Annotated in this window: 8 protein-coding genes; 4 read left to right on the plus strand and 4 right to left on the minus strand. The window is 75.5% G+C overall.

Annotated features, from left to right (window positions below):
- The coding region (locus ACFQ11_RS35410; RefSeq protein ID WP_378306896.1) for a glycoside hydrolase family 15 protein at window positions 1-1,432 on the plus strand (1,432 nt) is incomplete at its 5' end.
- A gap of 59 nt (window positions 1,433-1,491) precedes the next feature.
- Here ACFQ11_RS35410 and ACFQ11_RS35415 read toward each other — a convergent pair.
- Entirely contained in the window at window positions 1,492-2,394 is a 903-nt protein-coding gene (locus tag ACFQ11_RS35415) for an NAD-dependent protein deacetylase (RefSeq protein WP_378306898.1), read from the minus strand.
- A gap of 229 nt (window positions 2,395-2,623) precedes the next feature.
- Window positions 2,624-3,751 (minus strand): PucR family transcriptional regulator, encoded by a 1,128-nt coding sequence (locus tag ACFQ11_RS35420; protein WP_378306900.1) that lies wholly within the window; start codon window positions 3,749-3,751, stop codon window positions 2,624-2,626.
- A 574-nt stretch (window positions 3,752-4,325) separates the two neighbouring features.
- Here ACFQ11_RS35420 and ACFQ11_RS35425 point away from each other — a divergent pair.
- A complete protein-coding gene (locus tag ACFQ11_RS35425; RefSeq protein WP_378306902.1) occupies window positions 4,326-5,063 on the plus strand; it encodes an alpha/beta fold hydrolase in 738 nt (245 codons plus the stop codon).
- Between the two features lie 126 nt (window positions 5,064-5,189).
- Here ACFQ11_RS35425 and ACFQ11_RS35430 read toward each other — a convergent pair whose 3' ends face one another.
- On the minus strand, window positions 5,190-5,558 hold the full coding sequence (locus ACFQ11_RS35430; RefSeq protein WP_378306904.1) for a hypothetical protein: 369 nt from the start codon (window positions 5,556-5,558) through the stop codon (window positions 5,190-5,192).
- A 188-nt stretch (window positions 5,559-5,746) separates the two neighbouring features.
- On the opposite strand from ACFQ11_RS35430, the gene nirB reads away from it, so the two are divergent.
- Both nirB and ACFQ11_RS35440 read left to right on the plus strand, forming a co-directional pair.
- Window positions 5,747-8,269 (plus strand): nitrite reductase large subunit NirB, encoded by a 2,523-nt coding sequence (nirB, locus tag ACFQ11_RS35435; RefSeq protein ID WP_378306906.1) that lies wholly within the window; start codon window positions 5,747-5,749, stop codon window positions 8,267-8,269.
- Entirely contained in the window at window positions 8,266-9,777 is a 1,512-nt protein-coding gene (locus tag ACFQ11_RS35440; protein ID WP_378306908.1) for an FAD-dependent oxidoreductase, read from the plus strand. Before nirB ends, ACFQ11_RS35440 begins: the two co-directional genes overlap by 4 nt.
- 91 nt (window positions 9,778-9,868) lie before the next feature.
- Here ACFQ11_RS35440 and ACFQ11_RS35445 read toward each other — a convergent pair.
- Window positions 9,869-10,547, minus strand: a 679-nt coding sequence (locus ACFQ11_RS35445; RefSeq protein WP_378306910.1) for a Crp/Fnr family transcriptional regulator, incomplete at its 5' end; no start/stop codon positions are given.

Here is a 10,547-nt window from a genome sequence, read left to right on the forward strand (position 1 = left end):
CGTCCTGCTGGACGTCCGCGGCCCCGGCGGCGCCCCGATGCGCGACCTGCGCCGCGACGGCCCCGTGTGGACGGCCCGCGCCGGCGACGCCCGCATCCGCTGGCGCGGCGCCGACGAGGCCGCCGTCCTCACCGGCGACGACGGCGTCCCCGTCCTCACCGCCACCGTGGACCTGGCCGAGGACGAGACCCGCGACCTGGTGCTGGAGATCGCCGCCCGCGCCGCGCCCGGCGGGGACCTCGATCCGGACGCGCTGTGGGACGCCACCGAACGCGACTGGCTGGCCGCCGTCCCGTCCTGCGAGGACACCATCGCGCCCCGCGACGCCCGCCTGGCCTACGGGGTGCTCACGGGCCTCACCAGCCGCGCCGGCGGGATGGTCGCGGCCGCCACCACCGGCCTGCCCGAACGCGCCGACAAGGGCCGCAACTTCGACTACCGGTACGCCTGGATCCGCGACCAGTGCTTCGCCGGGCTCGCCACCGCCGTGCACGGCGGCCCCCCGGACCTGCTGCGCGGCGCCGTCGCCTTCGTCACCGACCGGGTCCTGGACGACCGGGACGCGCTGCGCCCCGCCTACACCGTCTCCGGCGCGATCATGCCGGACGAGCACGGCCTCGACCTGCCCGGCTACCCCGGCGCCGCCGCGGTCGCCGGGAACGGGGCCGCCGACCAGTTCCAGCTCGACGCGTTCGGCGAGGCCCTGGTGCTGTTCGCCGCCGCGGCCGAGCACGACCGCGCCGACCCCGCCGCCGCCCGCGCCGCCGCCGTCGCCGCCGACGTCATCGCCCGGCGCTGGCCGCTGCCCGACGCCGGCATCTGGGAGACCCACGACGACCTGTGGGCCCACTCCCGGCTGATCTGCGCCGCCGGGCTCCGCCGCGCCGCCCGCGTCCTCGCGTCCGGGCCCGCGCAGGCCCGGGAGTGGACGTCCCTCGCCGACGCCCTGATCGCGGAGACCTCGCGCACGTCCCTCACCCCGGACGGACGGTGGCGGCGCGCCCCCGGCGACGACCGCGTCGACGCGGCGCTGCTCATCCCGCCGCTGCGCGGCGCCCTCCCGCCCGGCGACCCGCGCACCGCCGCCACTCTCGACGCCGTACGCGACCACCTCGTGCAGGAGGGGTTCGTGTACCGGTACGCGGTCAACGACGAGCCCCTCGGCACCGCCGAGGGCGCGTTCACCCTCTGCGGGTTCTTCCTCGCCCTCGCCGAGCACCGGCAGGGCGACGCCGGACGCGCCCGCGCGACCTTCGAGCGGACCCGCTCCGGCTGCGCCACCAGCGGCCTGTTCTCCGAGGAGTACGACGTCCGGCAGCGGCAGCTGCGCGGCAACATCCCGCAGGCGTTCGTGCACGCGCTGCTGCTGGAGTCCGCCGCCGGCCTCGCCCGCGACCCCGGCCGCCCGCCGCCGTCCCCGCCCGGCGAGTGAACCGCACGCCGTCCGCCCGGCCGAACCTCTCGCCGCTCCGCTCTGAAAGGGGACGCGCGTCAGGGAGCGGCGGCCGGGCCGGGAAGCTCCTCGAGCAGCGCGCCGAGCGTCGCGCCCAGCGGCGCGTCCAGCGTGAGCAGCGCGTCGCCGTCGCCCCGCGTGGGACCCCGGTTCACGATCCCGACCGGGATCCCGTGCCGGGCCGCGTGCCGGACGAACCGGTACCCCGACATGACCGTCAGCGACGACCCCAGCACCAGCAGCGCCCCGGCCCGCTCGGTCAGCGCGAAGCAGTCCGCGACCCGGGCGGGCGGCACGTTCTCCCCGAAGAACACCACGTCCGGCTTCAGCGGCCCGCCGCACCGATCGCAGCCCACCACCCGGAACGCGTCGATCGCCCGGTCGTCCAGCTCCGCGTCGCCGTCCGGATTGACCGAGCCTTCCTGCCCGTGCAGGCCGGGATGCTCGCCCGCGTGCCCGCCCCGGCGCTCCCCGAACCCCGGATTGGCCGCGCGCAGCCGCGCGTCCAGATACCCGCGGGGCGTGCGGGCCCCGCACGCCAGGCACACCACCCGGTCCAGGGAGCCGTGCAGCTCGATCACCCCGGACGCCCCGGCCGCCTGGTGCAGCCCGTCCACGTTCTGGGTGATGATCCCCGCGAGCAGCCCGCGGCGCTGCAGCTCCGCGACCGCGCGGTGCCCGGCGTTCGGACGCGCCGCCTTGATGTGCCGCCAGCCCAGATGGCTCCGCGCCCAGTACCGGCGGCGCGCCTCCGCACCGCCCGTGAACGCCTGGTACGTCATCGGGTCGCCGCGCCGCCTGCCGCGTCCCGTCTCACCGCGATAGTCCGGTATGCCTGACTCGGTGGAGATGCCGGCGCCGCTCAGCACCACGACGTCCCCGTCCGAGACGAGATCGGCCAGAGCGCGCAGCCCCGCCTCCCGCTCCACAACCTGCGTCACCCCTCCATGGTGCCCGACGCCGGCACGTGCCGGGGGAGCGGACGGACGGCCGCGCACGGCCGGCCCCCGGCCCCGGAGGAGCGGGACGCGTGCCGAAGCACCGGTGCCCCGGCGGCGGCCCGCGGCGGCACGACCGCGCGTCGCGCCGCCGCGGGCCCGCACGAGGGACGTCAGTGCGGCCGCAGACGTTCACACGTCGTCTTCGAGCACACGTCGTCTTTCGAGGGCGTCACTCGGACGACGGCTCGGCGGCGGCGTCCGGGAAGAGCCGCAGCATCGAGTTGAGCGCGATCATGGTGGCCAGCTTGGTGTCCGGGGCGGCCGGCTCGCCGCCGAACAGCTCCTGGATCACCCGGATCCGGTACCGCACCGTCTGCGGGTGGATGTGCAGATGCCGCCCGGTGACGACCGCGTTGCCGCCGCTGTTGAAGTACGTCAGCAGCGTCTCCGCGAGCATCTCCCGGCGCGGCGACGGCTGCTCCATCAGCGGCCGCAGGTACTGCGGCGCGGCCGCCTCCACCAGATCCCGCGCCTCCGCGGTGATCAGCGTCGCGAGATGGTCGCAGCAGCGGACCGTCCCGTCCGCGGGCAGCACGCCCTCCTCGGCCAGCGCGACCGCCCGGCGCGCCCACCGCAGCGACACCGCGCCGCGGCCCACCGGCACCGTCGGGCCGACCGCGCCCGGGCAGGCGTCGGCCAGCGCGGCCATCAGCCGCTCCTGGCCGGGGCCGCCCGGGTCGGGCACCACCAGGTACGGGGCGTCGCCCGACCAGTCCGCCAGGACCGTCGGCGGGACGAGCCGCGCCGTGCCGGCCACCGGGCCGCGCAGCGCCACCGCGCAGATCGTCTCGGGGGCCGTCCAGTCCGCGGCCTTCGCCAGCTCCCGGATCGCCTCGAGGCCGATCGGCGGATCGGCCACCAGGACGTCCCGGAGCCGGCCGCGGGCCACCTCGCGCCGGGTCGCCAGCTCCTCGCGCGCCGACGCGTACCCCTCCGCGGCCGCGTCCACGAGCATCGCCAGCAGCCGGAAATGCGCCTCCGTGAGCGTCGCCAGGGTCTCCTGGCTCCAGCCGAAGTCGTAGGCGTGGCCGATGAACCGGCGGCAGGTGATCTGGCTGCTGAGCCGGAGCGCCGCCTCCAGGCTGTCGAGGCCGTGCCCCTCGGACGCCTCGTGGGCGCCGATGTGCGCGTACAGCTTGGTGAGCGGCGACCAGTCCGGCGACGGGTCGTCCAGGGAGTCCACGAAACTGCTGACCGTCGTGGTGATCGTCCGGACCATCCACCGGCCCTGCTCGCTGTCGGCGGGATGGGCGTACGCGGGGAGCCGGCGGCGGATCTCCGCGGCGATCTCCTCCACGACCGAATCGAGATGCGGGCGGAGCAGATCGCCGATGCGGGGCCGCTGCGAATGGCACGGCAGCGGGGGGCGGGTTCTCCGGACTGACAGGGGCGGGGGGGCCACGAGTTCTCCTTGGGATCGGAAACGCACCTGGCTTTCGGGCTCGCCAGTCTCGCCTGTCCCACCGCGAGATCAAGGGGACCCGCGAATACGTGTGTGCTCGCACACCCGGATTGGGCCGCGGCAACGAAAAACGGGTCCCCTCATTGCAAAACGAGCAATTGGATCGTTCCCGCGCCCACGGTCCCGGTGACGCTCAACGGCCCCGGCGAGAAGATCGCCGAGGCGCCTCCGGATGCGCGCGGAACGACCGCCGAACCGTCCGTCCCGGGATCGCCCGGCATGCCCGACCGCCAGGAGCCCGGAACGGCGTGCGGGCGGCCGTCGCACATCCGCCCCGCGTTGCGCCCCCCCCGGCGCCAGGGGAGCGACGGCCACGACGCCTCCCCGTCGCCACCCTGCATCCCGACGCCACCTTACTACGTAAAGGCCGTGGGCGGGATCGCCGTTCCCCTCGGTCTATGCTCGCCCTGTGGCCGACATCGTGGTGGTGCGCGAGGGCTCCGGGCCGGAGGTCCTGCTCGTGCACGGCGGCGCAGGCCCGCGGGCGACGTGGGGGGCCTTGGCCCCGCTGGCCGATCGGTGGACCCTGGCCCATGTCCATCGCCGCGGTCATCCGCCGAGCCCGCCACCGCGGGAGCGTCCGGACTTCGAGGTGGACGCCCTGGACCTGGCGCCGCTGCTCGTCGGCCGCCCGCACGCCGTCGCCCACTCCTACGGCGTCCTCGGGACGTTGATCGCGGCCGCCGCGGCGCCGGGCGGCGTGCGCTCGCTCACCCTGATCGAGCCGCCGCTCCACTACCTAGTCCCCGAGGATCCCGAGGTGGCGCGGCTCGAGCGCATCGGCGATGCGGTCCTCGCCCACGGGGAGGACACGGACCCGGCCGAGCTGCGCGAGTTCCTCCGCCTCACCGGCGCGCCCATCGGCGACGGCCCGCTCCCCGCGGACGTGGCCGCCGCCGTCCGGCGGGCCCGCGGTAGCCGGGCCACCGGCGAGGCACGCCCACGGCTCGACGCGATCCGCGCCGCCGGCGTCCCGGTGCTCGTCGCGTCCGGAGGCCATGCCGCCCCGCTCGAGCGGATCTGCGACGCGCTCGCGGATGCGCTCGGCGGCGAACGCAGCGTGCATCCGGGCGCCGGCCACTTCGTCGCCGCGGCACCGGGATTCACCGGCCGGCTCGAGACCTTCCTGCGCGAGAGCGCCACGTGACTAGCTCCTTGCGGTGGACGAGCGTGGCGGCGAGGGCATCGACGCGGCCCTCGCCGCCCTCGGTGCCGATCGAGAACCGGGTGCACCGGATGTGCGCTCCGAAGCTCGCCGAAGCTCAGGCCGGCGTCACGTGGCGGAGTCGTTCGGGTTCTCCAGGCGGAAGAAGTTGCTCTGGGCCCCGTCCTTCTTGTGCTCCTGGTAGATGAAGTTCAGCTCGCGTTCGTCGAACGTGCGGAACCAGTCGTCCCAGGAGATGTGCTCGAGGTTCTCGCCGCCGTAGCCGGGGAAGTCGAAGCGGAGCCTCCCCGGGCGGCCCTCGTACTCGCTGCCGGGCACGGTCGACGGCTCGGCCCCGCGTTCGTCGGCCCACCGCCGGATGACCTCGTGGTCGGTGGTGACGAGGCTCTTGCCGGGACGCTCCTCGTGCTCGTCCGCCGATGTCACCTTCTGCTCGTAGCGGTGCTCGCCCCGGATCGGGTGGTTCGACTCGCCCATCGGGCTCCCCCTTCGAGTCGTTCGGCTGTCGGGGGAGTGGTACCCGCCCGGCCCCGGACTAACGAGGGACGGCCGGGCGGCGGACGTTACGGGCCCGTGTCGGCGGGACGCGGGCGGTGAGGGCCAGTTAACGCGCGGGTGACGTGCGGGACCTGTCCGGGTAATACGCCCCCCCGATGATCGGCGGCATGGGAGCCGACAACGACATCGTCCGGCGGCTGGTCGTGGTGGGCCACGGCCCGGCCGCGCACCGCCTGGTGGAGGTCCTGCGCGAGCGCGACGCCGCCGGGACCTGGCACGTGACCGTCATCGGCGAGGAGGGCCGGACCGCCTACGACCGGGTGGCGCTGACCACGCACCTGGAGGGCGCCGACCTCGCGTACCCGCCGCACGACGACGCGGTCGCCGTGGTCACCGGCGAGCGGGTCACCGGGATCGACCGCGCGGCGCGGACGGTCGCCACCGACGCGGGACGCGAGGTGCCCTACGACGCGCTCGTCCTCGCGACGGGGTCCGCGCCGTTCGTCCCGCCCGTGCCCGGCGCCGACCTGCCCGGCGTGTTCGTCTACCGGACGATCGACGACCTCGACGCCATCCGCGCGTACGCCGCGGGACGCACGACCGGCGCGGTCGTCGGCGGGGGGCTGCTCGGGCTCGAGGCGGCCCGCGCCGTCCAGGGCCTCGGGCTGCGCAGCGCCGTGGTCGAGGTGGCGCCGTGGCTGATGCCGCGCCAGCTCGACGAGGGCGGCGGCGCGATGCTGCGCCGCCACATCGAGGCCCTCGGGATGGACGTGCGCGCCGGCACCCCGATGAGCGCGCTCGAGGCCGGGCCCGACGGCGCCGTCGCGAGCGTCCGGATGGCCGACGGCACCGTGCTCGACGCCGGGCTCGTGGTGTTCTCCGCCGGGATCAGGCCCCGGGACGAACTGGCGCGCGGCTGCGGCCTGCCGGTGGGGGAGCGCGGCGGGATCGTCGTGGACTCCGCCTGCCGCACCGAGGACCCCGCGATCTTCGCGATCGGCGAGTGCGCCCTCGTCGACGGCGTCGTGTACGGGCTGGTCGCGCCGTGCTTCGCGATGGCCGAGACCGTCGCCGGGCGGCTGCTGGCGCCGGACGCCGCCGAGGTGTTCGAGGGCGCCGACTCCTCCACGAAGCTGAAGCTGATGGGCGTGGACGTGGCCAGCTTCGGCGACCCGTTCGCCGACCGCGACGGCGGGGCGCTCGGCGTCACCTACACCGACCCCGTCGCGAAGGTCTACAAGAAGATCGTCGTCAGCGACGACGCCCGGACGCTGCTGGGCGGCGTCCTGGTCGGCGACGCCGAGTCCTACGCCGTGCTGCGCGCCCGGGTCGGCGGGGCCCTGCCCGGCAGCCCCGACCAGGTCCTGTTCGGCGGCACCGAGGCGGCGGGCGGCGAGCTGCCCGGCGCGACGGTGGTGTGCTCCTGCAACAACGTGACGGCCGAGACGATCCGCTGCGCGGTCACGGAGCAGTCGCTGACCGATCTCGGCGAGGTCAAGGCGTGCACCCGCGCCGGGACGAGCTGCGGCAGCTGCGTCCCCCTGGTGAAGAAGCTCCTGGACGCCGAGCTGACCGCGGCGGGCGTCGAGGTCGGCAAGGCGATCTGCGAGCACTTCGACCACAGCCGCGCCGAGCTGTTCGACATCGTCCGCGCGAGCGGCATCGGCAGCTTCACCCGCCTCGTCGAGGAGCACGGGCGGGGCCGCGGCTGCGACATCTGCAAGCCGGCCGTCGCGTCCATCCTCGCCAGCCTCGGCAACGGCCACATCCTCGAGGGCGAGCAGGCGGCCCTGCAGGACACCAACGACCATTTCCTCGCCAACCTGCAGAAGAACGGCACGTACTCGGTCGTCCCGCGCGTCCCCGGCGGCGAGATCACCCCCGAGAAGCTCATCGTGATCGGCGAGGTCGCCCGCGACTTCGGCCTCTACACCAAGATCACCGGCGGGCAGCGGATCGACCTGTTCGGCGCCCGCGTCGAGCAGCTCCCGCAGATCTGGAGGCGGCTCGTCGACGCCGGGTTCGAGTCCGGGCACGCCTACGGCAAGTCGCTGCGGACGGTCAAGTCGTGCGTCGGCTCGACGTGGTGCCGCTACGGCGTGCAGGACTCCGTCGCCATGGCCATCCGGCTCGAGCTGCGGTACCGGGGGCTGCGCGCCCCCCACAAGCTCAAGTCGGCCGTGTCCGGATGCGCCCGCGAGTGCGCCGAGGCGCAGAGCAAGGACTTCGGGATCATCGCCACCGAGAACGGCTGGAACCTCTACGTCGCCGGGAACGGCGGCATGCGGCCCCGGCACGCCGACCTGCTCGCGAGCGACCTGTCCGACGACGAGCTGATCACCGCGATCGACCGGTTCCTGATGTTCTACATCCGCACCGCCGACCGGCTGCAGCGCACCGCGAGCTGGCTGGAGGACCTGGACGGCGGCCTCGACTACCTCCGGGAGGTCGTCATGGAGGACCGGCTCGGCATCTGCGCCGAACTCGACGCCGCCATGGAAAGGCACGTCGCGTCCTACTCCGACGAGTGGAGCGACGTGCTGGACGACCCGGAGCGGCTCCGCCGGTTCGTCTCGTTCGTCAACGCGCCCGAGACGCCCGACCCCAGCATCGAGTTCGAGGTCGAACGCGAGCAGATCAAGCCGCTGCTGCGGATCGGCCCGCGGCGGCCCGAGGCGGTGGGCCGGTGAGCGCCGCGGACGGGGTGGTCGTCGTCGGCAACGGCATGGCCGGGGCCCGGTTCGTCGGCGAGCTGCGCGACCGCGACCCGTCCGTCCCGATCACCGTGTTCGGCGCGGAACCGCAGCGGCCCTACAACCGGGTGCTGCTGTCGAACGTCCTCGCCGGGGCCGCCGACCCCGAGCACATCGCGCTCGTCGACGCCGCCTGGTACGCCGCGCACGGCGTCGACGCCCGCCTCGGCGTGGAGGTGACCCGCATCGACCGCGCCGCCCGCACCGTGCACGCGTCCGACGGGACCGTCACCCCGTACGGCACGCTCGTCCTCGCCACCGGCAGCACCGCGTTCGTCCCGCCGATGCCCGGCCTCGCCGAGGGCATGCCGTCCGGTGCGCTCGCGTTCCGCACCCTGGACGACTGCCGCCGCATCAGCGAGCTCGCCGACACCGCGCGCCGCGCCGCGGTGATCGGCGGCGGGCTGCTCGGCATCGAGGCCGCCCGCGGCCTCGCCGGGCGCGGGCTGGACGTCACCGTCCTGCACCTGGCCGGGCACCTGATGGAACGGCAGCTCGACCCCGCCGCGGGCCGGGTCCTGGCGCGGACGCTCGCCGGGCTCGGCGTCGGCACCCGCGTCGGCGTCGGCGTCACCGGCGTCCGCACGTCCGGGACCGGCGACGACCGCAGGGTCACCGGCGTGGAACTGGACGCCGGCGGCACCGCCGAGACGGTCGACGCCGACCTGGTCGTCGTCGCCTGCGGCGTCCGGCCCGAGACGGCGCTCGCCCGCGACGCCGGCCTCGCCGTCGGCCGCGGCGTGATCGTCGACGACGAGCTGCGCTCGGTCGCCGACCCGTCCGTCCGCGCCATCGGCGAATGCTCCGAGCACCGCGACGAGGTGTACGGGCTGGTCGCGCCCGCCTGGGAGCAGGCGGGGATCCTCGCCGGGCTGCTCGCCGGCACCGAACCGGGTGCCCGCTTCACCGGCGCCCGCCAGATCACCCGGCTGAAAGCCGCCGGGATCGAGCTCGCGTCGATGGGCGAGACCCACTTCGGCGACGAGGACGACGGCGTCGAGGTCGTCCGGTTCACCGACGTCTCCCGCGGCACCTACAAGAAGGCCGTCATCCGGGACGGCCGGCTGATCGGCGCGATCCTGCTCGGCGAGACCGCCGCCGCCGGGACCCTCACCCAGCTCTACGACCGCGCCGCGCCGGTGCCCGCCGAACGCCTGGCGCTGCTGTTCCCCGGCGCCGGCGGCCGGGACGGCGGCGGGATGCGGGCCGACTCGCCGCTGCGGATGCCGGACGCCGCGACCGTCTGCCAGTGCAACGGCGTCACCAAGCGCCGCGTCCGGGAGGCATGGGAGGACGGCGCCCGCACCGCCGCCGACGTCGCCCGCGAGACCCGCGCCGGCACCGGCTGCGGCGGCTGCCGCGACGCCGTCGAGGGCATCCTCGGCTGGCTCGCCGACCAGGAGACCCCCGCCCGGCGCGAACCGGCCGCCGCCGCACCCCGGTGAGGCCCGCACGGCCTCCGCGCCGATCCGGGAACCGGGCCTGCGAAATTGATCTACAATGTAAAGGCACCGGGCCGGGCACATCCGCCGATGATCAGTCCAGCGCGTTCTCGGCGAAGGCGCGCAACGCGCTGGCGTCCCGGACGGCGATGCGGCGGCGTGCCGTCCGGACGAGCCCGGCGTCGCGGAGCACGGCGAGGGCCCGCGCGACCGTCTCGCGGGAGGCGTCGATGCAGCCGCCCAACTCCTCCTGGGACAGCGGCGGGGCGATCTCGACCCCGCCGTCCGGCGCGGGCGGCGCGTGCCGGACCGACAGGTCGGCGAGGTCGGCGAGCAGCAGCGCGAGCCGCCGGGCGCCCTGGGCGGACACCGACGCCTGCAGGCGCCGGTCGGCGTCGTCCAGGCGGCGCACGAACGTCCCGCTGACCAGCAGCCACATCCCGGGGTGGGCGTCCAGGAACGCGGTGAACCGCGCCGCCGGGACGATCAGCGCCCGCACCGCGCTCAGCGCGGTGACGGTGGCCGACCGCTGCCGGCTGCCGAGCACCGCGCTCTCGCACACCAGGTCGCCCGGCCCGCGCACGGCCAGGATGATCTCGCGGCCGTCCTCGGTCCCCGACGCGACCTTCGCCCAGCCGGACTCGATCACGATGATGTGGTCGGAGTCCTCGCCCTGGTAGCACAGCGGGGCCCGGGCCGGGTAGGCGTACGGGCTGCCCGCCCGCCGCAGCGCCGCTCGCTGCGCGCCGTCGAGCGCGTCGAAGAAGCCGTCG

It is taken from the genome of Actinomadura sediminis (genome assembly GCF_042675525.1).
Taxonomy (GTDB): Bacteria; Actinomycetota; Actinomycetes; order Streptosporangiales; family Streptosporangiaceae; genus Spirillospora; species Spirillospora sediminis.

Bases quoted from the DNA above. Each gene is read 5' to 3' on its own strand.
- nirB (WP_378306906.1), top strand. From the start codon at position 5,747: ATGGGAGCCGACAACGACATCGTCCGGCGGCTGGTCGTGGTGGGCCAC.
- ACFQ11_RS35430 (WP_378306904.1), bottom strand. From the start codon at position 5,558: ATGGGCGAGTCGAACCACCCGATCCGGGGCGAGCACCGCTACGAGCAG.